Source organism: Brachybacterium sacelli (assembly GCF_017876545.1).
GTDB lineage: Bacteria > Actinomycetota > Actinomycetes > Actinomycetales > Dermabacteraceae > Brachybacterium > Brachybacterium sacelli.
The window spans coordinates 1,235,798-1,256,222 of sequence record NZ_JAGIOD010000002.1 but is presented as its reverse complement, the minus strand read 5'-3'; the positions used below and the strand labels follow the sequence as shown (position 1 = coordinate 1,256,222).

Here is a 20,425-nt window from a genome sequence, read left to right as displayed (position 1 = left end):
TGTCGCCTCTGAACGTACCTGCTTCGCGACAGCGGGCCGATGCGAGCCCCTCCGGTCGCTCCATAGTGTCGAGATCATGACCCAGAAGCCTCTGCCCGTCCTCGGCCTCATCGGACTCGCCCTGCTGGGCGTGCCCCGCGTGGTCCTCCACGACCTCGACCTCCTCCACGAGGGCACCGGGGTCAACGCCGCCTTCGTCGTCGTCCCGCTGCTGGCCTGGATCGGCATCGTGCTCTGGTGCCGTCCGCCACGCCCCTTCCTGACCCTCCTGGCGGTCGGGGCGGTCCACGGGGTCCTGCTCGCCGTGACCCATCAGCTGCTGTGGAATCTCTCCTTCGCCGGATCACCGCCGCAGCTCGGCGGGAACGTCGCTGACCTCGCCCCTGCCGTGCAGGCGGTGATCATCCGCTCCTTCGCCGTGGTCTCGAGCCTGGTCACGGGCATCCTCCTCGGGGCTCTCACAGGGTTGGCCGCATGGGCGCTGTCGCCACGGCGACGAGATCCGCAGCCGGCCCGGAGAGCCGACGCGGGCCCTTCCACACCGCCGTGAGCGGACGGCGCAGGGTCGCGCCGGCCAGGGGCACCCGATGCAGCTGCCCGGTCTCCAGGAGGGACCGGACCGCCAGCATGCTCAGCACGGCGGGACCGGCGCCGGAGGCGACCGCGACCCGCACCGCCGCGTTGCTGCTCAGCTCCTGCACAGGTGGGGTCGAGGTGGCCGACGGGGCCAGCTCCTCGAAGGCGTCCCGCGTCCCCGAGCCACCCTCGCGCACCACCAGCGGCGTCGCGGCCAGCTCCTCGAGCCCGACCGGCTCCTGGCGGAGCGCCCAGGGATGATGCGGGGCGACCACCACCACGAGCTCGTCCTCGCGCAGATCGTACGCGTGCACCCAGCGCGGCACGTGCGGGGTCTCGATGAAGCCGAGCTGCAGCTGCCCGCTGCGGATCTCCTCGAGGACCTGCGTGGAGTTCAGCACCCGCAGATCCACCCTCACCCGCGGGCTGGTGCGGCGCAGCTCGGTGAGCCACGCCGGCATGAGGTGCTCGGCGATCGTCATGCTCGCCCCGACATGCAGCTCGAGCGTGTCGTCGTCGCGGCTGTGCCTCAGCCAGCCCGTGAATCCCTCCGCGGCCTCGAGCAGCTCGCGGGCGTGGGCGGCGTAGAGCAGTCCCGCCGATGTGGGGCGGGCACCCCGTGGGCTGCGGTCCAGCAGCGGCTTCCCCGCCTGGGCCTCGAGCTGGGCGACCATGCGACTCGCGTTCGGCTGGTACATGCCCAGGCGGCGCGCCCCGGCGCCGAGCCCGCCCTCGTCGACCACGGCGACGAAAAGGGCGAGAGCCTGCAGGTTCGGGAGCTGGTCAGTCATATCCGAATGATATGTCCTGATCGACAAGTGCCGTCTACCGGTCCGGATGCCTCGGTGACACGGTGCATCACATGGCCCAGACCCTCACCACCGCCGCTCCCCCGGCCCGTCGCACCCTCGCGCCCGGACTGCTGCTGTGCCTCGCCGTCGCCGTCGCGGCGCAGCTGGTCGCCCCCTTCCTCCCCGGCGTCAGCGCGCTGATCCTCGCGATCGTGGCCGGGATCGTCGTCGCCAACACCGTGCAGCTTCCGTCGTCCGTCACCGCCGGAAAGGTCTTCTCGGCGAAGAAGCTGCTGCGAGCGGGCATCGTGCTGCTGGGCCTGCAGCTCGTCCTCGGCGACATCCTCGCGCTCGGCGTCCCGATGCTCCTGGTCGTGGCGGCGATCGTCGCCGGCGGCATCCTCGGCACCGTCGCCCTGGGCCGCCTGCTGGGGGTTGCGCCGCGGCTCAGTCTTCTCATCGCCTGCGGCTTCTCGATCTGCGGCGCCGCCGCGGTGGCCGCCGCCGCCGGGGTCACGGACCCGGAGGACGAGCACGAGGAGGACACCGTCACGGCGGTGGCCCTCGTCGTGCTGTGCGGAACGGCGATGATCGCTCTGCTCCCCGCGGCCTCGGCCCTGCTGGGCCTGGCCCCGGGCACCGCCGGACTCTGGGCGGGCGGCTCGATCCACGAGATCGCGCAGGTGGTCGCCGCCGGCGGTGTGCTCGGCGGCGGGGCGCTCGCCGTCGCGGTCGTCGTCAAGCTCGCCCGGATCCTCATGCTCGCCCCCGTGATGGCGGTGCTCAGCACCCGCGAGCGCCGCCGCGGGGGCGCGGAGGGGGCGCGTCCGCCGCTCGTGCCGTTGTTCGTCCTCGGGTTCCTCGCGATGGTGCTGATGCGCTCGTTCCTGCCGCTGCCGGACCTCGTGGTGGACGCCGGTGCGGTGCTGCAGACGACCCTCCTCGGGGCAGCCATGTTCGCCCTCGGGACCGGGGTGAGGCTCCGTGCGCTGCTGCGGGTCGGGGCTCGGCCCTTCGCCCTCGCCACCGCGTCCACTCTCCTGGTGGCCGCCCTCGCGCTCCTGGGAGTGCTGCTGGTGGCCTGACTCGCCGCTTGCCCCGCATCTGCGCCTCTATAGTGGTTTTCATGACGCAGATACGGGTTCGGGATGCGGCGACCTTCCTCGGAGTCAGTGATGACACCGTGCGCCGTTGGATCGAGAAGGGGACGCTCGAGGCGACGGCCGACGCGGCCGGACGCACCGTGCTGGAAGGGGTGGAGGTCGCGCGGATGGCGCGCGAGCTCGCGGTCACCCCGGAATCGGCGAGCACCTCGCGGACCTCGGCCCGCAACCGCTTCGTCGGCCTCGTGACCGAGGTCGTGACGGACACGGTCATGGCGCAGGTCGAGCTCCAGTGCGGACCCTTCCGCGTGGTCTCCCTGATGAGCAGCGAGGCGGCCCGGGAGCTCGGCCTCGAACCGGGCACCGTCGCCAGCGCCTTCGTCAAGGCGACCCAGGTGGTCATCGAGACGGACAGGACGGGCTCATGAGGGACCGGCTCGCCGCGGGCCTCGCCGCTTTCGCCCTGCTCGGCGCCGCGGGCTGCTCCGGGCCTCCGGCGGACTCCGAGACCCTCCTCGTGTTCGCGGCCGCCTCACTGCAGGAACCCTTCGAGGAGCTCGGCGAGCAGTTCGAGGCCTCCCACGAGGGGGTCGACGTCCAGTTCAACTTCGCCGGTTCCTCCACCCTGGTCGGGCAGATCCAGCAGGGCGCCCCGGCCGACGTCTTCGCCTCGGCGGACACCGCGAACATGGACAAGCTGGTCGACGCGGAGCTGCAGGGCGCCGAACCCGTGGACTTCGCGACCAACACGCTGATGATCGCCGTGCCGCCGGGGAATCCCGCCGGGGTCAGCGACCTCGCCTCGCTCACCGAGGACGACCTCGACCTCGTCGTCTGCGCCCCCGAGGTGCCGTGCGGCGCGGCCACGGAGACCGTCGAGAGGTCCGCAGGCCTCACGTTCGCCCCCGTCAGCGAGGAACAGTCGGTCACCGACGTCCTGAGCAAGGTCACCAGCGGCCAGGCCGACGCCGGCCTGGTCTACGTCACCGACGTGCAGAAGGCCGGCGACGAGGTCGAGGGGATCGCCTTCCCGGAATCGGACGACGCGGTGAACACGTATCCGATCACCACGGTGGACGGCACGGCGCACGCTTCGAGATCTGCCCAGTTCGTCGACCTCGTCACGGGCGAGCGCGGCCGGCAGATCCTGGCCGAGCACGGGTTCGCCGGGCCGTGAGGGGCATTCCCCGCTGGGTCCTGGTCCCCGCCCTGCTGGGCGGGCTGTTCGTCCTGCTGCCGCTGGTGGCGATGGCGGCGCGCGTCGAATGGACGGATTTCTGGGCGCTGATCACGAGCGACTCCTCCCTCGCCGCCCTGTGGCTGAGCCTGAAGACCTCCGCTCTCAGCGCAGCCTGCTGCGTGCTGCTCGGCGTGCCGATGTCGCTGCTGTTGGCCCGTGCGCGCTTCCCGGGTCTCGCCCTCCTGCGGTCGCTGATGCTGGTGCCGCTGGTGCTGCCGCCCGTGGTCGGAGGCATCGCCCTGCTGTACACCTTCGGGCGGCAGGGACTGATCGGCCGGCAGCTCGAGGTGCTCGGGGTGCAGATCGCCTTCTCCACCACGGCGGTGGTGCTCGCGCAGACCTTCGTGGCACTCCCCTTTCTGGTGATCAGCCTCGAGGGGGCGCTGCGCACTGCGGGCACCCACTACGAGGTGGCCGCCTCCTCGCTCGGCGCGCGCCCTTCCCGGGTGCTGGTGCGGGTGACGCTGCCGCTCGTGCTCCCTGCCCTCGCCTCGGGCACCGTGCTGTCCTTCGCCCGCGCGCTCGGCGAGTTCGGGGCGACCATCACCTTCGCCGGCAGCCTCCAGGGCACCACCCGCACCCTGCCGCTGGAGATCTACCTCCAGCGCGAGAGCGATCCGCAGTCCGCGGTCGCCCTCTCCTTCCTGCTCATGATCGTGGCGGTGCTGATCATCGCCGTCACACGCCGGCGGGCGACCCTATGAGCCTCACCCTGCGCGCCACGGTCCCCGCACGCGGACTCGACGTCGAGCTCGAGGTCGCCGCCGGCGAGACCCTCGCCCTCGTCGGCCCCAACGGCGCCGGGAAATCGACGATCCTCTCGCTGATCGCCGGGACCCTGCACCCTGCCGCCGGTCGGATCGTCCTCGATGGCCGCGTGCTGACGGGACCGGGCACCCGGGTGCCGCCGAACGCCCGGGCGGTCACCACGCTGAGCCAGGATCCGGTGCTCTTCCCGCATCTGAGCGCACGGGGCAACATCATGTTCGGGCTGCGGGCCCACGGGATGCCGCGACGGCGGGCCCGAGAGGAAGCCGATCGCTGGCTGGAGGTGATCGGCCTGCCGGAGCTCGCCGCACGCCGGCCCGCCCAGCTCTCGGGCGGGCAGGCGCAGCGGATCGCTGTCGCCCGCGCGCTGGCGGCGGAGCCCCGCCTGCTGCTGCTCGACGAGCCGATGGCGGCGCTGGACGTGGACGTCGCCCCCGCCCTGCGGGAGCTGCTGCGCCGTGTCCTCGCCGCACGGTCCGCGATCGTGGTCAGCCACGACGTGCTCGACGCGGTCACGCTCGCCGATCGGGTCGCCGTGGTCGAGGCCGGTCGGATCGTCGAGCAGGGCCCGGCGCGGGAAGTGCTCGCGCGCCCTCAGGCGGCTTTCACTGCACGCCTGGCCGGGATGAATCTGCTGACCGGGGTCTGGGACGGCCGCGCGATGGGACTCGGTGAGGATGCGGCTGCCGGCTCCCTGTCGGGACGGCCGGTGCGCCCCCTGATCGCCGGCACGACGGTGCGCGCCACGGTGCGCCCCTCGCAGGTCCGGCTGGTCGACGGCGCCGAGCCCCGGTCGCCGGGGTCCACCGTGCTGTCCCGTACCCTGACCGGTCTCGAGCCCTTCGGCGACATGGTCCGGGCCAGGGCCGGTGCGCTCGCCGCGGACCTCACGCCGCAGCAGATGGCGGGTCGCAGCCTCCGGCCCGGCGACACCGTCCGCTTCCTCCTCGAGGAGCAGGACGTCAGCATCTATCCCGTTCGCTGATCCAGCCGGTCCCACAGGCGCTCCTCGGGCAGCGGCCTCCTCGTCGCCCTCGCGAAATCGGCGGTGGCCCTGCTGATCGGCGAGCGTCGCTCCCGGCGCGCCCCTGACCGGCGACGTCGACTACGGGTGGGCCTACCTCGTGCTCGGCGTCGCCTTCGTCCTCGAGGGCATCTCGTTCCTGCAGGCGCTCCGGCAGGCGCGCAGCGGCGCCCGCAGCCGACGGGTGAGCCCGCTGCGCTTCGTCGGTGCCACGTCCGATCCGATGCTGCGCGCCGTGTTCGCGGAGGACGCCTGCGCCCTGATCGGTCTGGTGCTCGCCGCCGGAGGAATGGGGCTGCACCAGCTCACGGGCCGCCCGTCTGGGACGCGATCGGCTCGATCCTGGTGGGCCTCCTGCTCGGCGTCGTGGCGATCATCCTGATCACCCGCAACACGGCCTTCCTCACCGGTGAAGGAGCCGCCCCCGACACCCGGGACGAGCTGAATGGGTCGGGGCGGGGCGCCTCTTCGTCGTCGCCTCGGTGGACGTGACCGGCGACGACGCGGAATCCCGGGTGAGGCACCGGATGCAGCACGTCGAGGACATGCTCGAGGAGCTTCCGCGGGTGCAGCGGGCCCTGTTGACGCTCAGTCGGCCCGACTCCACCCAGCGGCTCACGCCGACGCGCGAGCGGAGCGCCTGAGCAGCTCGCGCACCTCCCGGTCGAAGACCTCGGGATTCTCGAGGTTGGGGTAGTGCGCGGCGCCGGGGACCTCGGCGTACCGGCCGTCGGGGACGGAGTCGGCCAGACGGCGACCGTTGCGGCGATGGTCGTCCCCGTCGAGGGCTCCGCACAGGGCGAGCACGGGGACCTCGATCTCCTCGAGCCGCTGCCAGGTCTGCGTCACCGGGGTCGGGGGTGGCGGCGGGAGGGGGATGCCCGCCGCATCGGTGCGCAGGTGGTTGGCGACCGTGGCCCGGGCCATGGTGTCGACGAGCTCGCGCAGCGGCGGATCGACCTCGTCGAGGGAGCGGAACGGACCGGCGGTGAAGCGCTGGAGCACGTCGATCCATTCCTGCAGGTCCGCCCCCTGCTCCGCGGCCTCCCACTCGGCGAAGGCCTGCAGCGCCCAGGGGTCCTCGAACACGGGCTCGCTGGTGCCGGTGCCGCTGACCACGATCCCAGCGACCCGCGAAGGATGCTCGAGGGCGAGGTCGCAGGCGGTGCCCCCGCCCATCGAGACACCGACGGCCACGACCCGCTCGATGTCCAGGGCGTCCAGCAGCGCGACGACGTCGTCGACGAGGCGGTACGGGCCCTCCGCATCCGAGGAGTCCCCGTGTCCGCGGGCGTCGGGGGCGAGCACGCGGAGGCCCGGGAAGGCGGTCAGCTGGGGATGCCACATGCGGGTGTCCACGGCGCCGCCATGGAGCAGCAGCAGGGGCGGGCCCTGCGGACCCTCCGGTCCGACGTCGAGATAGGCGATGTGCTGGTCGGGCAGTTCCATCGTATGCTTCATGACAACCAAGGTGTCATAGTTTCGCGCGCTTGACAACCGAGGTGTCACAATGGGCCGATGAGCTCTCCCCTCCCTCCCGACGCGCTCGCTGCTCGCCTCGCCGAGGTCTACGTCGCGCTCGGCCCCGTCTACCGTCGGGTCTCCCGGATCGTCGAGCAGGACGAGGCCGTCAGCGGGCTGTCCGTCGGGGTCCGCAACGTGCTGGACCAGCTGCGTCGTGACGGCGAGCGCACCGTCCCTCAGCTCGCCCGGTCCCAGGACCTCAGCCGCCAGTTCGTCCAGCGCATGGTCCACGAGGCGCGGCGCGCCGGACTGGTCGAACTCGTGGACAACCCCTCCCATCGCCGCTCCCACCTGGTGCGCATCACACCGCCGGGACACGAGGCCATCACCGCGGTCACCGATCGTGAGCAGGCGCTGCTGGGGAGCGTCGGTGGGAACCTGACCGCGCAGGAGCTCGCCGCGACGCTTCGGGTGCTGCACCATATGGACGAGGCGCTGATCAGGATCGAGACGGAGGGACGCGGATGAGCGGTCCGGCGAAGTACGACGTGAAGAAGGAGCTCGACAGCTACCGCGCCCGACGCGGCCGGTTCCGGGCTCTCGACGTCCCCGCGAGGCACTTCCTGATGATCGACGGGCAGGGCGATCCGAACACCTCCCCGGCGTACGAGGCGGCGCTCTCGGAGCTCTACCCCCTCGCCTACTCCCTGAAGTTCCGCAGCAGGCGCGAGCTGGGACGCGACTACGTGGTCCCGCCGCTGGAGGGGCTGTGGTGGGCCGAGGACATGGAAGCCTTCACCTCCGCCCGGGACAAGAGCCGCTGGCACTGGCGCCTGCTGCTGATGACCCCGCCGTGGATCGAGGGCGGCCGGGTCGAGACGTCCGGCGGCGTGCGCTGGGAGGAGTTCGAGGAGGGAGAGTGCATCCAGACCCTCCACGTCGGCCCCTACGAGCAGGAGGGTCCCGTGCTCGCGAGGATGCACCACGAGGAGATCCCCGACCGAGGTCTCGCGCTACGCGGCCTGCACCACGAGATCTATCTCGGCGACCCCCGCCGCGCCGCCCCCGAGAAGCTGCGCACGATCCTGCGCCAGCCGGTCAGGAATCGAGAAGCACCCTCGGCGGGGCCGCACTAGTCTGGCGAGCATGACGACGATCACACAGCTCCTCCTCGAGTCCGAGGACCCCGAGACCGCCGCCCGCTTCTACGCTGAGGCGCTCGGCCTCGGCGACAGGATCAGCACCCGCGGCACCGACGAGCCCAGCACCGGATTCCGCGGCGCCACCGTGTCGCTGATCGTGCCCGACCCCGTCGTCGTCGACGGCTTCCTGGACGCCGGCACCGCCGCCGGGGCGCGCGCCGTCAAGCCCGCCACCAGGAACCTCTTCGGGTACGGCGGGACGCTCCAGGCCCCCGACGGCACGGTGGTCACCGTCGCCACCTCCTCGAAGAGGCCCCACGGCGCCACCCCCGGCACGATCGACGAGCTCGTGCTCCAGCTCGGGGTCACGGCGGTCGCCGAGAGCAGGGACTTCTACGTCGCTCGCGGCACCGAGGTCGCCCAGAGCTACGGCCGCAAGTACACCAGCTTCGCGACCGGCGACATCTCCCTCGCCCTGCTCAAGCGCAAGGGGCTGGCCAAGGCCGCCGGGGTCGACGCCGAGGGCAGCGGATCCCGACGTCTCGCGATCGTGGGTGATCTCGGCGAGCTCACCGACCCGGACGGGTTCCGGTGGGAGGATCAGGAGCATGACGTCTGACCTGCTCGGTTCCCGCCTTCCCCTCGTCGCCGCGCCGATGGCCGGCGGGCCCAGCACCCTCGACCTGATCCGCGCCGCCACCTCCGCCGGCGCCTTCGGCTTCCTGGCGGGCGGGAACACGACACCGCAGACGCTGGCCTCGGACGTCGACGCGGCGCGCGGGCTCGGCGCGGATTTCGGGGTGAACCTGTTCGTCCTCCCCCACCGGGAGATCGACGAGGAGGCCTTCGCCGCCTACGCGGCCGAGCTCGCCGAGGAGGCCGCCGTCCACGGTCTCACCCTGGATCCCGCACCCCGCAGCGACGACGACTTCTACGCCGAGAAGCTCGCCCTGCTCCTGGCGGACCCGGTCCCGGTGGTGTCCTTCACCTTCGGCCTGCCCGACGCCGCGGACGTCGTGGCCCTGCAGGCGGCGGGGACCACCGTGCTCGCGAGCGTCACCACGCCGGCGGAGGCGCAGGACGCCGCGGCCCTCGGCATCGACGGTCTCGTGGTCCAGGGGCCCCGGGCGGGCGGACACAGCGCCACCCACGATCCGGCCCGCACCCCGGAGCCGGTGGAGACCGCCGAGCTGGTGCGCCAGGTGCTCGAGGCTGCGGACCTGCCGGTGATCGGCGCCGGCGGGGTCGACGGCCCCGAGGCGGTGGCGCGGATCCTCGGCGCCGGCGCGCAGGCCGTGGCCGTCGGCACGCTGCTGCTGCGCACGGACGAGGCCGGCACGTCAGCGACGCACCGGGCCGCGCTGGCCGATCCCGCGGCGCGTGAGACGGTGCTGACCCGGGTCTTCACCGGGCGTCCGGCACGCTCCGTGCGCAACGGGCTGATCGACCGCCACCAGGCGACGGCCCCCACCGGCTACCCGCAGATCCACCACCTGACCCGGCCGCTGCGCCGGGCCGCCGGGGCCGCCGGCGATGCGGACCGTCTGCACCTGTGGGCCGGCACCGGCTACCGCAGCGCCCCCGAGGGCCCCGCCGCCGCCGTGATCGAGCACCTGGCCGAGGGACTCTAGCTGCTGCGCATCACCTGCGTGCCGATGACGCGCAGGAGGTCCAGCTTCTCCTGGGCGTCGGTGTCCTCGAGCGGGAAGAAGGCGAGCATCGAGACGTCCTCCTCGGGCGTCAGCAGCACTTCGCAGCGCATCCGGATCATCCCGACCTCCGGGTGGACGATGGTCTTGCGGTCCGACCGCCGCACGCCGACGTCGTGCAGCGTCCACAGCCGCGCGAACTCCGAACTCGCCGTCTGCAGCTCCTCGACCAGGGCCGTGACCTCCTCGTCGCCCCCGCGGCGAGTGAAGGCCGCCCGCAGATCGCCGACGTGGGCGGCCGAGATCCTCTCCCATTCCTCCCGCGGCATCGCGCGGGCCGACGGATCGGTGAACCAGCGCCGCATCACATTGCGCTCCCGCGGCGTCTCCCCCAGCAGCCCGCCGAGCAGCGCCTGTCCCAGCGGGTTGCACCAGAGCACCTCGCCGAGGTCTGTCGTGATCACGACGGGCAGATCCGTGAGGCGATGGCCCAGGGCGATCAGTCCGGGGCGCACATGCCGCCCGGAGCGCCGCGGCGGTGCCGGGTGCCCAGCCAGGCGGAAGAGGTGGTCCCGCTGGTCGCGGTCGCACTGCAGCGCCTGCGCGATACCGGTCACCACGCTCACCGAGGGGGTCGAGCCGCGGCCCTGCTCGAGCCGGGCGTAGTAGTCGACGGAGACGCCGGCAAGCATCGCGACCTCCTCGCGGCGCAGCCCGGGAGTGCGGCGGCGCGTGCCCTCCGGCAGTCCCGCGTCGACGGGACGCAGCAGGGCGCGGCGACGGCGCAGGAAGTCGGCGAGGTCCTGGCGTGCGGTCATCGACCCATCGTCCTCCCCGGAGCGCCTCCTATCCAGGGAGAGCCTGTCCCCGGATGCGCCGGGCCTCGTCCCGTCACCGATCAGGGCGCACTGTGGTCGCCATGACCACGACAGAGGACACCACGTACCGACCCACCACCCGCCGCCTGGGCGACACCGGCCCGACCGTCACCTCCCCGGGGCTCGGGGCCATGAGCCTGGCCGGCGTCTACGGCCCCACGGACGACGCCGAGAGCGTGCGCGCGCTGCACGCCTTCCTCGATGCCGGCTCCACCCTGATCGACACCGGCGACTTCTACGGCGCCGGCCACAGCGAGCTGCTCATCGGCCGTGCGCTCGCGGAGCGGAGCCGCGAGGACGCCGTGCTCTCGGTGAAGTTCGGGGCGACCCTGGAGCCCGGCGGCATGCCGACCGGTTTCGACGCTCGCCCCGAGCGCGTCGCCACCTCCCTGGCCTACTCGCTGCGACGCCTGGGCACCGATCACGTCGACATCTACCGACCCGCGCGGCTTGATCCGGACGTGCCGATCGAGGAGACCGTCGGGGCGATCCAGGAGCAGGTCGAGGCGGGCTACGTGCGCCACATCGGCCTCAGCGAGGTCGGGCCCGAGACCCTCCGCCGGGCGGCCGCGCTCGCCCCCATCAGCGACCTGCAGATCGAGTACTCCCTGCTCTCGCGGGAGATCGAGGGCAACGGCATCCTCGCCACCTGCCGGGAGCTGGGGATCGGCGTGACGGCCTACGGCGTGCTCGCCAAGGGGCTGGTCGCCGGCCGCACCGGCGGTGCCCGCGAGAACTTCCCCCGCTTCCAGGGCGAGAACCTCGAACGCAACCGCGCCCTGCTCGAGCAGGTCCAGGGGATCGCCGCTGCCCACGGTGCCTCCATGGCGCAGCTCGCGATCGCCTGGGTGGCCGCCCGCGGCGAGGACATCGTGCCGCTCGTCGGCGCCCGCCGCCCGGACCAGGTGACCTCGATGCTCGAGTCCGGCGCGGTGCACCTCGAAGCGGAGGACCTGGCCCGGATAGATGCGGCCCTGCCCGTCGGCGCCGCCCACGGCGAGCGCTACCCCGCGGCCTTCATGGCGCAGCTCGACAGCGAGCACTGACCCCTCACCACGCCCGCAAAGGATTGTTTGCAAATAATCCTTTGCGGTCGTAGTGTGCCTGCATGCCCACGACCCGCCGCGTCGTCGACGACGTCGAGACCCTCAAGGCCCTCTCCCACCCGATCCGACTGCGCCTGCTGGGGACGCTGCGCAGCGACGGCCCGGCGACGGCGACCGAGCTCGCCCGCGTGCTCGGGGAGTCGAGCGGCTCGACCTCCTACCACCTCCGGCAGCTCGAGCGCTACGGCTTCGTCGCCGACGCCGAGGAGCAGCCCTCCCGCCGGGAGCGGCGCTGGCGCGCGACCCACGACATGACCGAGTTCGCCGAGGACCTCTCCTCCCGGCCGGGAGCGTGGGCGGCGCTGGGGCAGGTGCGGGACCGGCAGCTGCAGGCGCTCGTGGACGGGGTCGACGCCTGGCGCGTCTCCGGGGCCGACGAGGGCCACAGGCACGACGACTACCTGCTGAGACTCGACCCCGAGGACGTCCAGGAGATGACCGCGGAGATCGCCTCCGTGGTCGAGCGCTATCGCGACCGCACGGGCTCCCAGCCGATCGCTCTGCACGTCCTGGCCCTTCCCCGCACCCCATGAGCCTCCGGCGACGGTTCCTGCTGCTGACCGCGCTGCGGTGGTTGCCCACGGGACTCGTCGTCCCGGTGATGGCCCTGCTGCCCCTGCACCGCGGCATGACGGTCGCCGAGATGGGCGCGGCCCTCGCTGTCCAGGGCATCGTGGTGCTGTGCCTCGAGCTGCCCACCGGTGGCCTGGCCGACACCGTCGGGCGGCGCCCGCTCTTCGCGCTCGCGGCGACCCTTGCCCTGTTCTCGTACCTCGCCTTCGCCGTGGCCGCCGCACCGCTGGCGCTGGCCCTGGCCGCGGCTCTGTCCGGGGTGTTCCGGGCTCTGGACAGCGGTGCCTTGAACGCCTGGTTCGTCGACCAGGTGCACGCCGGCTCCGCCCCCGAGGAGCGAGAAGGGTTGGTGACCTCCGGGCTCGGTGCGGCGAGCGGAGCGATCGGCGGATCCATCGCCGCCGGCTCCGTGCTCTCGGCCGGGCTGGTCGCGTGGGCGCCCTGGGGCACGACCTCCGCCCTGGTGCTCCCGTTCCTCGGCGCCGCCGTCCTCTCCCTCCTGCAGATCGTGGCGACGGGGCTGCTCATGGACGAGCCACCGCGCAGGGGCCCGCGGCGCCTCGCCCCCGTCCGGGACACGGCGCACGCGGTGCGCGCGGGGCTCGGCCTGCTCGCCGGGTCCCGGGTGCTGCGGGCCCTGGTCGCGGTCGAGCTGTTCTGGGGGTTCGGGATGGTCTCCTTCGAGACGCTGATGCCCGTGCGGCTCGCGGAGCTGCTCGGTGACGCGGACCGTGCCGCCGCCACGATGGGGCCGGTGGTGGCCGCGGGCTGGGCCACCGCGGCGCTCGGGGCGGCGGCGGTGCCGCACCTGACGCGGCGCTGGGGCCTGGTCTCCGTGGCGCTGCGGATCCTCCAGGGCGCGACGGTGGTCGCGATGGGACTGGCCTTGGGCCCCGTCGGACTCGTGGTGGGGTACCTCGCGACCTACGGCGTGCACATGGCGTCGGGAGTGGCCTATGAGTCGCTCCTGCACCGGCAGGTGGCAGGTCCGCATCGGGCCACGGTGCTGTCGCTGGCCTCGATGGCCATGCAGCCGGCGGGCTCTCTGGGGTCGGTGGTGCTCGGGGCACTGGCCACCGGGGCCTCCAGCGGTCTCGCGATCGCCGTCGGCGGCGTCGTGCTCGCCCTCGCGGCGCCCCTGTTCCTGGTGCGTGCGCGCTGCGCGCGGACAGCGGAAGGGCCCCGCCAGCCGGCGGGGCCCTTCCGACGAGTCACTGTCTCACGGTTTCTCGAGTGGACCTCCGTAGAGAGTTCGAGAACCCCTGCCCGGCCTTGAAAACCGTGACTTCTCGCAGGTCGCGGGGCGTCTACCGGCGGGACCGGAGGCCGCTGGAGCCGTCTGTAGTGGACGAGCGGGGGCGGATGGTGCATGCAGTTGGGATGACTCAAACCTTTCTGAGCCCGGCGCAGGTGGACGAGCTGGTGGCCTCGTATGAGTCGGGCGCGACACTCGTGGAGTTGGGCGAGCGGTTCAGCATTCATCGCCGCACCGCGGCGGCGCACCTTGTCCGCCGCTCGGTACCGATACGCCAGCGGGGGCTCGATGAGTGCCATCTTGCCGAAGCGGTCGAGCTGTACGACGAGGGCCTTACGCTAATGGAAGTCGGGTTGCGGTACGGGGTCAGCCAGCAGGCTGTCCGACGCGCGCTGGCCGCAGAGGGCGTCACGATTCGACCGGGTGGTCGGCGCGCACAGGCCGTCGCAACGAACGTCTGAGCTGCGAGTCCGGCGGTGTTATCCGTTATCCGCGGGATTCGGAGCGAATCGGACATCACTCGATCGGAATCTCGATCGGAGTGTGGAGGAGGTTCGCCACTGGTGTGTACAGGTCGACGTCGGTGGCGTCGGTCTGGAGTGATATGACGAGGGCGTATCGGATCTTCCGGTCGATGCGTTCGCGGTTCTTGTTGTTCTTCCACCAGCCGCCGACGGGGTAGACGGCGATCTTTCCGGTGTCGGCGAGTGCTGAACCGTAGGTCTCCCAGATGTCTTGATGCAGTGAGCCGTACAGGCGTTGGTTGGCGCCGACGAGCCACGACACTTGTCCGCTTGTGGGGCGCCCGCCGGCTTCCTCGGTGCGGGCTTCACGGTTCACTCGCTGAACGAAATGGGCCTCAGATTCAAGGGGGTCTTGTAGCTCGAACCGGAGTCCGTGTGATGCGTACTTGTACCGCTGACGCCATCCTCGTCGGGACGCCGTCGGCTCGATGAAGTAGGAGAGGGTGACGCGCAGGGTCACGGAAGCGGAGCCCAGGTCTTGCAGTACTTCGCGCGGCCAAGGAAGGTCGTGCAGCCGGAACGACGGGACCTTGAACTCATCGCCCTCGAAAGGGGTGAACTCGTCCTGTACGACCAGGGTTACGGACCGATCGGAGGAGAACAACACGCGTTCCTCGGTCGGGACGCCCCAGCCGTATCGGCGTAGCAGCATCTGTTTGGCTTGAAGTCCGCTCTGCCCCGCTCGATCGATTTCGTCGCGCATGATGGGTGTCCACTGCGCGGAGTGGACGAGGAGTGCTCGGATCGTCTCGGGCCAGTACTCGGGATAGGTGGCCATGACGAGCGCTGCAAGCCGGGAGGCTTGCGCGGTCGCGGCGCTGGTTGCGTTGGCCGATGCCAGAGCCTGGTCGTTTGTGTGCCCGGTGGTTCGCAGGGACAGCGCCGGGTGATTCGGCTCGAACATGGAGGCGGTGTCATGGAGGACGTTGCCGCCTTCCATGACGATGTCGGGCTTGATCGGCCAGGGCCTGTTTCCGAACGGCAGAGACGTGCGACTGTGGGGCGAGAGGTCGCCCTTCCGCGCGACGGGGGTCCAGCCTGCGAAGGCCGGATCGGTCGGGACCGCGTCGAGGTCGGTGTAGGCGCCGACGGTGAGTGCGTTCCAGGCTTGGCCGGGATCTCGAACCGGAGAGGTGTCGGATTCGGCGAGGTGGTCGGCGACGTAGGTGCCGGTGACGTTTCCGGCGGACACGATCAGGAGTCTTGCTGCTTCGCTGTCTGGTGGCGCGAGTAGCCGGAGTTCGTCGCCGTTGCTGACGACGTTGGCGCCGACGGCCAGTGCGTCGACGGTGGCCGACCACAGCGTGGGCTGACCTGGGTTGCCGGGGGTGTCGGTACTGGTGCTGACCGGCATGCAGAACACCCGGGGCCGTGTCGCTGCGATTTCGGGCAGCGACACGGCTTGGACGGTGACGTCTCCGTACGCGCGGGGTTCGTGCGGCTTCTCGGTCTTGGTCGGAAGGATGCGAACCGACTCCAGTCGGTGTCGCAGCACAACGGAGTCCGATCCGAGCAGGTGGCGGTCGACCGCGGCTCCCAGCAGCGCGATGCCGGCCATCTTGGTGCCGTGTCCGTCTTGATCGAAGCCGCTGACGCCGATCACGGTGTGCAGGTCCTGGGGTGCCAGGGACTGCTCGATGAGGACGTGAGTTCTCGCTACGCCCGTGTCGAGGTGGCAGACGGCGGGCTGGAGTTCGTCGGCAGGTTCCAGTCGCTTGGCCAGGTCGTCGACGTACTCGGCTTGCTCCTCGGCGGTGAGGTCTTCTATGGAGTCGATGAATTCCGGGCGCCGGATTTCGGCCAGCGGCACCGCGGTGAACGGTAGGACTTCTAGCTGCGCCCACGTCGCCTCGACCCACATGACGTCGCGGTCCACGAGCCGGAGGAGACGCTGCGAGATGGTCAGTCCGGAGGCTTCGGCGAAGCGCCGTAGCAGATCGGGGCCGTCAGCGTTTGGGCGTAGCCATAGTTCCCACCATGTCGTCGTACCTTCTGGCGGGCGACCCTCGGACTGCCAAAGGTCACCCAGGATGGTGGCGCGGATGCGTGCGATGTTCGCGACGAGTTCGTTGTTGCGCGGTTTGCCTTTCGGTGACTCCTTCGCCAGGTAGTCCTCGAAGAGCTGCAGGAACTTCGCACGGTAGTCGTCGCTGACCCATACGGTCGCTCGCTCGGGGATGCGAGAACCCGAGTCCGCGGGGAGGACCGAGAGAAGGAGCCACTTGGGGCGCCTGCGCTGCGGATCGCGGTGCGAGGTGAGCTGTTGGAGAGTGTCGAGCTTGAGCGGATACGCGGGGTCAGAGCCCTCCAACGTGATGATGGTGCCCAAGGCACGTAGCTCGTCGTCTGTGAGTTGTTCTTCACGGGTCTCGTCACCGCTAGAGAACGCGGACTGCAACTCGTTCAGCCGCCCGCCGCCGTGACCGGCACGGTCTTCGACCGGACGGATCTTCGGGTCCGGTCCACCCCGTCGGCGAAACTCCTCGTCTGCCGCTCGATCTTCTACCAGAAGGTGACTGAGGTGTTCCTGCCCCTCAGCCAAGGCTCGCCGCCTGCCGCGATTTAAGCGACTGTCGAATGTCGTCGGCACTCACTCGTGTTCCGCCAGCGAGGATGACGCTCTTGGCGGCAGACTCCGCAGCCCTCACGAGGTCCGCATGGGAGAGCCCTGCCATGTGCTCTGCCAGTGCGGCCCAACGGACGCCCTTGGCGAGAGACCCGAGCCTGCCGCGCATCACGGCGGCGGCCTGTTTCGCGTCCGGCAGTGAGTAGTTGAGAACCATGTCGAAACGTCGGAACAGGGCCTTGTCCAGAATCGACCGGTGGTTGGTGGCAGCGATGACGATGCTCTCGGGAGAACTGTTCTCCAGGAACACCAGGAAGGAGTTCAGGATGCGTCGGGCCTCACCTACGTCGTTTCCTGCTCGGTCGCCACCGAGCGCGTCGAACTCATCGAACAAGTACACCCCGCGCTGCGCGCCCACTGCATCGAAGATGACGCGCAGCTTACTGGCGGTCTCGCCCATGAACTTGCTCAGCAGGCTGTCGAGCCTGATCGTCAGCAAGGGCAGAGAGAGCTCGTGAGCCAGGACTGCCGCGGTCATCGTCTTGCCCGTACCAGGCGGCCCCTCGAACAGGAGGCGATGCGCGGGCTCAAAGCCGTGATCCAGGAGCTGCTTGCGTTGGCGCTGCTCACTGAGGACACGTCGCACCTGCGCGGCAAGCTCATCCGGCAGAACCAAGTCTTTCAAGCCAACGGCTGGGTGAGAGGCGATAACGAGTTCTGAAAGATCGCCTCGCGGTTGAGCGATTGAGGTGACCTTTTTCGGCCGCTCGACACGTGAGTGGTCAACTGCGGCTTTGAGGTCAGCCGCGAGATGGTGGTGCCCCTGCCGAGCCGCCTGAGCGGCAACCTGTAGCGCGACTGAGTAGAACGCCTCGTCGTCGCCGCTTCCGTGGCTTCGTACGAGCGCCTTGAAGTGCTCTCCTGATCCGGCCACCACTCACCTCCCGCCGTACGCCGCGTGTTATCCCAAGTCTACGGGCCAGGACCGTCAGAGCATCGCTGATCCCCCGCATGCCGGCCACTCGGGTCAGCCAGCAAGCCGCCAAGCGCGCACTGACCGGGACTGGCGTCGCGATTCGGCCGAGTCCACGCCGTGCTCGGGGTCAGCGCGTGAGGTGCCTGCCGCACGTGCACGGTCGGATCGTGGCGGTCAGGATGTCTGCCAACGTCATCCGGTCAGTGAGGGGGTACGTGCCACGATCGACCGCATACACGCATACACCAGCAGTGTCGAGGTCTGCCAGGACGTGCGGGGCAACGGGGATCGTCCGCCCGAGACGGTCCAGCCGCGCGATCACCAGGGCGGAGAACTCGCCGGTTGCAGCGTCAGCGAGCAGTCGTGTCAGCTCCGAGCGTTCGCCGGCTTCATCGCTGTATCTGCGAGTGACATCAAGGTCGAGGTCGCGTGCAAGCGCCAGGCAAGCGGTCTGCTGCCGCTCGTGCGCCTCGGGGGTAGGGCGAGCGGCGTAGGTGTAGGTGGCGGCGTTCATCGGGCCGCCGCTACGGTCATAGGCACCTGGGACTCCGAGCGGTCGCGGGTGGCCTGCCGGTCGCGGTGCCGGGCGATGGCTTCCTGGGTCCGGGCGCGGATCAGGAGGATCAGGCTGACCGGTCCCATGACGATGAACTTCATCGCGTTCCACACCGCCCACAACACGACCAGATGCAACCAGCCTGGTGCCCCCTGGTCGAGGGCCTTGGTGCAGATGCTCGCAATCAGCAGGTAGGGCACGGCCAGGAGCATCGCGGGGATGCCCCACTTCAAGTTGCGTCGGCGTCGGATCGCGTCGAGCAGCCGATTGGTCGGCATGTAGCGGCGCAGGTAGTAGCGAGTGTGGGCGCTGAGCGTCCAGATCAGGCGGATCATGGCGGGCCTCTCGTCACACGTGTCTCTCCGTCGAGGAGGCAGTACGTGTATGAGCGCCCAAGCTGGGCCGTCCCGAAGGACCCGCAATCGAGGAGAACCTGCCTCGGCCCCCACTTTACGCCCGAGCCCGGACAGACGTAAACCCGTGCTATCTCATCCGCGAGTGTCCGACGCCGCAGGAAGGAAGTGATGCCGTGGGCCGGCTGGTGCGTGTGGCAGGGCGATGAGGTGGGTCCCTGAAACAGGTGCCTCTGCCTGTTGGAGGTGCAGGCCGATCATGTTGACGAGTGTCGCGGCGACGGCAGCGAGGTCCGCGGCCGAGCCGTGGAACGTGGGTACGGAGCATCCCCTCGTGGGAGTCAGTTCGTCGCCTTCGGCTGCGTCCTCCCAGAGCCGGTGGTACAGCTCCAACCCGCCATCGGCCACTACCGAGCGGCCTGCCTGGTCGTCAAGCTCAGACGGCGTACAGGTGTCGCCGGGCGCGCAGATGTTGGCGATACCGAGCGATCCCGTCCTCGCGTCGGTGGCGACCTGGGCGATGAGTGCCGTGCGGTCTTCGCCGGCAAGGGTGTCTAGGTAGGTGGTGATGCTGTGGCTGACGGTGGCGTCGATGATGAGGTCCGCGGAGAGGGAGACGGCTGGGTCGGGGACGCTTCCTTCTGCGACCGTCACGGTCAGGTCGTCGCGGATCGCGCGGAGGCGTGTGGCGAGGGCGTCGGCCTTGGTCTGGCCGATGTCGGCTTCGGTGTAATTCTGTCGGACGAGGAGTCCGCCGGTGATGGTGCCGGGGTCGCAGACGGTGATGGCGCTGGCTCCGGCGCGTGCGATGAACTCGGCGAGCCATGAGCCCAGGCCACCGCAGCCCCAGATGTGAACGGTCTTTCCTTGGAAGCCGTTGACGGGACGGTTGTCGTCGCGCCGGGTCGTGACCTCTTGCCGTTCGTCGGACATGTTGCACCATTCGATCGGGATGTCGGCGTTGATGATCGCGGGATCGAGGTTGACCGCAGTGCCGTGCTTCTTGGCGAGGCGTCGCAGGGCGTCGGCGGTAGTTGCGGGAAGGCGTCCGCCGAGAAGATGGTGCGGTCCCCCTGCGGGGTGCGGCACAGCAAGCACGAAGTACTGCTCGGTACCGTCAGGGTTTCGTAGAGCGCTGGCGAGGAGCGAGGTAAGGAACGCGGGCGACTGCGGTGAGACCTCTGGTGGTCGTCCTTCGGCGCGGTCAAGGTGCGGGTCGTCCAGGAGCGTTAGGAACAGCGCGAAGGTGGATGCCGCGCCGAAGGGAAGGTCGCTCGCGAGGACGAAGACGGGTGTGCGGTGTCCGTCGCGGTCGGTCGAGTAGGTGAGGTCGTAGCGGTGCGGTGAGCGGGCGACGAGCCGGGCGATCTGCTGCCGCTTCGGCGGCCCGGGTTCGCGGACGACGATGGTGGGTGTGGCGTCGGCGTGGTGGAGCACTCCTCCGACAGCGTGGTACATCGCGGTCGAGGGATCGAATGCTCCGGCCGCTGCATCGGTGAGCCAGTCCCACAGTCGGCTGAGATATCCGGCCATTCCGGCGGACGGCCGCCACTCGCGGGAGGGGTCGAGATAGATGCAGAGCCGTTGCCCTTGGAGGACATGCGGGAAACCGAGGAAGCGTGTGTGGTCAACCTCGGCGCTCGGGGGCGCGAACAGAGAGGGGCGAATCTTGACGATGAACTCCTCGTCGTCTCCAAGTTCCAGCCCGCGGGGGCGGTGAGGGATATCTGCGGTGTGGAGCCGAAGTCGGAGGGTGGCGTCGCCGTCAGAGTCGAGCCGAGGCTGCTCGACTATCCGCACGTCATGGGGACGATCCCTGGCGAGTGACCTCAGCTCGTCAACGAGATGCTTCTGCCAGGTCGAGAGCGTGGCCCGGTTGCG

General features: G+C 70.5%; 24 protein-coding genes. 16 read left to right on the top strand and 8 right to left on the bottom strand.

The genetic code is table 11. The features are described from left to right. The first annotated feature begins 76 nt into the window (after positions 1–76). A complete protein-coding gene (locus JOF43_RS20125) occupies positions 77–550 on the top strand; it encodes a large conductance mechanosensitive channel protein MscL (protein ID WP_209904926.1) in 474 nt (157 codons plus the stop codon). Here the strand turns inward: JOF43_RS20125 and JOF43_RS20120 are convergent. Next, positions 459–1,367: a LysR family transcriptional regulator gene (locus JOF43_RS20120; protein WP_209904925.1), complete on the bottom strand. Its 909-nt coding sequence runs from the start codon at positions 1,365–1,367 to the stop codon at positions 459–461. The two genes, JOF43_RS20125 and JOF43_RS20120, sit on opposite strands and share 92 nt — an antisense overlap. A gap of 71 nt (positions 1,368–1,438) precedes the next feature. Here JOF43_RS20120 and JOF43_RS20115 point away from each other — a divergent pair, with 71 nt between their 5' ends. From JOF43_RS20115 to JOF43_RS22795, 7 genes are all read left to right on the top strand, one after another. Continuing rightward, positions 1,439–2,452 (top strand): YeiH family protein, encoded by a 1,014-nt coding sequence (locus tag JOF43_RS20115; RefSeq protein ID WP_209904924.1) that lies wholly within the window; start codon positions 1,439–1,441, stop codon positions 2,450–2,452. Positions 2,453–2,493: 41 nt separating this feature from the next. Next, on the top strand, positions 2,494–2,898 hold the full coding sequence (locus tag JOF43_RS20110; RefSeq protein ID WP_209904923.1) for a TOBE domain-containing protein: 405 nt from the start codon (positions 2,494–2,496) through the stop codon (positions 2,896–2,898). Next, the gene (modA, locus tag JOF43_RS20105; RefSeq protein WP_209904922.1) at positions 2,895–3,647 is read left to right on the top strand and encodes a molybdate ABC transporter substrate-binding protein; all 753 of its coding nucleotides are present in this window, start codon (positions 2,895–2,897) and stop codon (positions 3,645–3,647) included. The genes JOF43_RS20110 and modA overlap by 4 nt, the downstream gene beginning before the upstream one ends. Then, positions 3,644–4,414, top strand: coding sequence for an ABC transporter permease (locus JOF43_RS20100; protein ID WP_209904921.1), 771 nt, complete (start codon positions 3,644–3,646; stop codon positions 4,412–4,414). Before modA ends, JOF43_RS20100 begins: the two co-directional genes overlap by 4 nt. Next, complete coding sequence (locus JOF43_RS20095; protein ID WP_209904920.1) at positions 4,411–5,463, top strand: sulfate/molybdate ABC transporter ATP-binding protein; 1,053 nt, start codon at positions 4,411–4,413, stop codon at positions 5,461–5,463. Before JOF43_RS20100 ends, JOF43_RS20095 begins: the two co-directional genes overlap by 4 nt. A 139-nt stretch (positions 5,464–5,602) precedes the next feature. Beyond that, positions 5,603–5,884, top strand: a complete 282-nt coding sequence (locus JOF43_RS22800; RefSeq protein WP_245354628.1) for a hypothetical protein — start codon at positions 5,603–5,605, stop codon at positions 5,882–5,884. 106 nt (positions 5,885–5,990) lie between these two features. Beyond that, a complete protein-coding gene (locus tag JOF43_RS22795; protein WP_245354627.1) occupies positions 5,991–6,146 on the top strand; it encodes a hypothetical protein in 156 nt (51 codons plus the stop codon). On the opposite strand, the gene JOF43_RS20085 is transcribed toward JOF43_RS22795, so the two are convergent. Next, complete coding sequence (locus tag JOF43_RS20085) at positions 6,118–6,963, bottom strand: alpha/beta fold hydrolase (protein WP_209904919.1); 846 nt, start codon at positions 6,961–6,963, stop codon at positions 6,118–6,120. The two genes, JOF43_RS22795 and JOF43_RS20085, sit on opposite strands and share 29 nt — an antisense overlap. 57 nt (positions 6,964–7,020) lie before the next feature. Here JOF43_RS20085 and JOF43_RS20080 point away from each other — a divergent pair, with 57 nt between their 5' ends. The 4 genes from JOF43_RS20080 to JOF43_RS20065 are packed head-to-tail and all read left to right on the top strand — an operon-like array spanning position 7,021 to position 9,739. Beyond that, positions 7,021–7,494, top strand: coding sequence for a MarR family winged helix-turn-helix transcriptional regulator (locus JOF43_RS20080; protein WP_209904918.1), 474 nt, complete (start codon positions 7,021–7,023; stop codon positions 7,492–7,494). Then, the gene (locus tag JOF43_RS20075; RefSeq protein ID WP_209904917.1) at positions 7,491–8,102 is read left to right on the top strand and encodes a GyrI-like domain-containing protein; all 612 of its coding nucleotides are present in this window, start codon (positions 7,491–7,493) and stop codon (positions 8,100–8,102) included. The genes JOF43_RS20080 and JOF43_RS20075 overlap by 4 nt, the downstream gene beginning before the upstream one ends. A 10-nt stretch (positions 8,103–8,112) precedes the next feature. Next, positions 8,113–8,727, top strand: a complete 615-nt coding sequence (locus JOF43_RS20070) for a VOC family protein (RefSeq protein ID WP_209904916.1) — start codon at positions 8,113–8,115, stop codon at positions 8,725–8,727. Further along, entirely contained in the window at positions 8,717–9,739 is a 1,023-nt protein-coding gene (locus tag JOF43_RS20065) for an NAD(P)H-dependent flavin oxidoreductase (RefSeq protein WP_209904915.1), read from the top strand. Before JOF43_RS20070 ends, JOF43_RS20065 begins: the two co-directional genes overlap by 11 nt. On the opposite strand, the gene JOF43_RS20060 is transcribed toward JOF43_RS20065, so the two are convergent. Further along, on the bottom strand, positions 9,736–10,575 hold the full coding sequence (locus JOF43_RS20060) for a helix-turn-helix transcriptional regulator (protein WP_209904914.1): 840 nt from the start codon (positions 10,573–10,575) through the stop codon (positions 9,736–9,738). The two genes, JOF43_RS20065 and JOF43_RS20060, sit on opposite strands and share 4 nt — an antisense overlap. A 101-nt stretch (positions 10,576–10,676) precedes the next feature. Between JOF43_RS20060 and JOF43_RS20055 the strand changes: the two genes are divergently transcribed. From JOF43_RS20055 to JOF43_RS20040, 4 genes are all read left to right on the top strand, one after another. Beyond that, positions 10,677–11,681 (top strand): aldo/keto reductase, encoded by a 1,005-nt coding sequence (locus tag JOF43_RS20055; protein WP_209904913.1) that lies wholly within the window; start codon positions 10,677–10,679, stop codon positions 11,679–11,681. A 62-nt stretch (positions 11,682–11,743) separates the two neighbouring features. Beyond that, positions 11,744–12,274 (top strand): ArsR/SmtB family transcription factor, encoded by a 531-nt coding sequence (locus JOF43_RS20050; protein ID WP_209904912.1) that lies wholly within the window; start codon positions 11,744–11,746, stop codon positions 12,272–12,274. Continuing rightward, a complete protein-coding gene (locus JOF43_RS20045; RefSeq protein WP_209904911.1) occupies positions 12,271–13,590 on the top strand; it encodes an MFS transporter in 1,320 nt (439 codons plus the stop codon). The genes JOF43_RS20050 and JOF43_RS20045 overlap by 4 nt, the downstream gene beginning before the upstream one ends. Positions 13,591–13,694: 104 nt before the next feature. After that, on the top strand, positions 13,695–14,030 hold the full coding sequence (locus tag JOF43_RS20040; protein WP_245354626.1) for a helix-turn-helix domain-containing protein: 336 nt from the start codon (positions 13,695–13,697) through the stop codon (positions 14,028–14,030). Between the two features lie 55 nt (positions 14,031–14,085). On the opposite strand, the gene JOF43_RS20035 is transcribed toward JOF43_RS20040, so the two are convergent. The 5 genes from JOF43_RS20035 to JOF43_RS20015 all read right to left on the bottom strand — a co-directional run bounded on the left by JOF43_RS20035 (position 14,086) and on the right by JOF43_RS20015 (position 20,344). Beyond that, positions 14,086–16,635 carry a S8 family peptidase gene (locus tag JOF43_RS20035; protein WP_245354625.1) on the bottom strand — a complete coding sequence of 850 codons (2,550 nt, stop codon included), beginning with the start codon at positions 16,633–16,635 and terminating at the stop codon, positions 14,086–14,088. Continuing rightward, positions 16,628–17,593, bottom strand: coding sequence for an AAA family ATPase (locus JOF43_RS22790; RefSeq protein WP_034228238.1), 966 nt, complete (start codon positions 17,591–17,593; stop codon positions 16,628–16,630). The genes JOF43_RS20035 and JOF43_RS22790 overlap by 8 nt, the downstream gene beginning before the upstream one ends. Positions 17,594–17,762: 169 nt before the next feature. Next, entirely contained in the window at positions 17,763–18,149 is a 387-nt protein-coding gene (locus JOF43_RS20025) for a recombinase family protein (protein WP_209904909.1), read from the bottom strand. After that, on the bottom strand, positions 18,146–18,526 hold the full coding sequence (locus JOF43_RS20020; RefSeq protein WP_209904908.1) for a sulfate permease: 381 nt from the start codon (positions 18,524–18,526) through the stop codon (positions 18,146–18,148). Before JOF43_RS20020 ends, JOF43_RS20025 begins: the two co-directional genes overlap by 4 nt. Before the next feature lie 153 nt (positions 18,527–18,679). Then, positions 18,680–20,344 carry a ThiF family adenylyltransferase gene (locus tag JOF43_RS20015; protein WP_342592270.1) on the bottom strand — a complete coding sequence of 555 codons (1,665 nt, stop codon included), beginning with the start codon at positions 20,342–20,344 and terminating at the stop codon, positions 18,680–18,682. Positions 20,345–20,425: the final 81 nt, after the last annotated feature.

Coding starts and splice junctions, on each gene's coding strand:
- JOF43_RS20050 (WP_209904912.1), top strand. CDS start 11,744: ATGCCCACGACCCGCCGCGTCGTCGACGACGTCGAGACCCTCAAGGCC.
- JOF43_RS20120 (WP_209904925.1), bottom strand. CDS start 1,367: ATGACTGACCAGCTCCCGAACCTGCAGGCTCTCGCCCTTTTCGTCGCC.
- JOF43_RS20040 (WP_245354626.1), top strand. CDS start 13,695: ATGACTCAAACCTTTCTGAGCCCGGCGCAGGTGGACGAGCTGGTGGCC.
- JOF43_RS20080 (WP_209904918.1), top strand. CDS start 7,021: ATGAGCTCTCCCCTCCCTCCCGACGCGCTCGCTGCTCGCCTCGCCGAG.
- JOF43_RS20110 (WP_209904923.1), top strand. CDS start 2,494: ATGACGCAGATACGGGTTCGGGATGCGGCGACCTTCCTCGGAGTCAGT.
- JOF43_RS20075 (WP_209904917.1), top strand. CDS start 7,491: ATGAGCGGTCCGGCGAAGTACGACGTGAAGAAGGAGCTCGACAGCTAC.
- JOF43_RS20085 (WP_209904919.1), bottom strand. CDS start 6,963: ATGAAGCATACGATGGAACTGCCCGACCAGCACATCGCCTATCTCGAC.
- JOF43_RS20055 (WP_209904913.1), top strand. CDS start 10,677: ATGACCACGACAGAGGACACCACGTACCGACCCACCACCCGCCGCCTG.
- JOF43_RS20025 (WP_209904909.1), bottom strand. CDS start 18,149: ATGAACGCCGCCACCTACACCTACGCCGCTCGCCCTACCCCCGAGGCG.
- JOF43_RS20070 (WP_209904916.1), top strand. CDS start 8,113: ATGACGACGATCACACAGCTCCTCCTCGAGTCCGAGGACCCCGAGACC.
- JOF43_RS20065 (WP_209904915.1), top strand. CDS start 8,717: ATGACGTCTGACCTGCTCGGTTCCCGCCTTCCCCTCGTCGCCGCGCCG.
- JOF43_RS20125 (WP_209904926.1), top strand. CDS start 77: ATGACCCAGAAGCCTCTGCCCGTCCTCGGCCTCATCGGACTCGCCCTG.
- JOF43_RS20045 (WP_209904911.1), top strand. CDS start 12,271: ATGAGCCTCCGGCGACGGTTCCTGCTGCTGACCGCGCTGCGGTGGTTG.
- modA (WP_209904922.1), top strand. CDS start 2,895: ATGAGGGACCGGCTCGCCGCGGGCCTCGCCGCTTTCGCCCTGCTCGGC.
- JOF43_RS20060 (WP_209904914.1), bottom strand. CDS start 10,575: ATGACCGCACGCCAGGACCTCGCCGACTTCCTGCGCCGTCGCCGCGCC.
- JOF43_RS20115 (WP_209904924.1), top strand. CDS start 1,439: ATGGCCCAGACCCTCACCACCGCCGCTCCCCCGGCCCGTCGCACCCTC.
- JOF43_RS20020 (WP_209904908.1), bottom strand. CDS start 18,526: ATGATCCGCCTGATCTGGACGCTCAGCGCCCACACTCGCTACTACCTG.
- JOF43_RS20095 (WP_209904920.1), top strand. CDS start 4,411: ATGAGCCTCACCCTGCGCGCCACGGTCCCCGCACGCGGACTCGACGTC.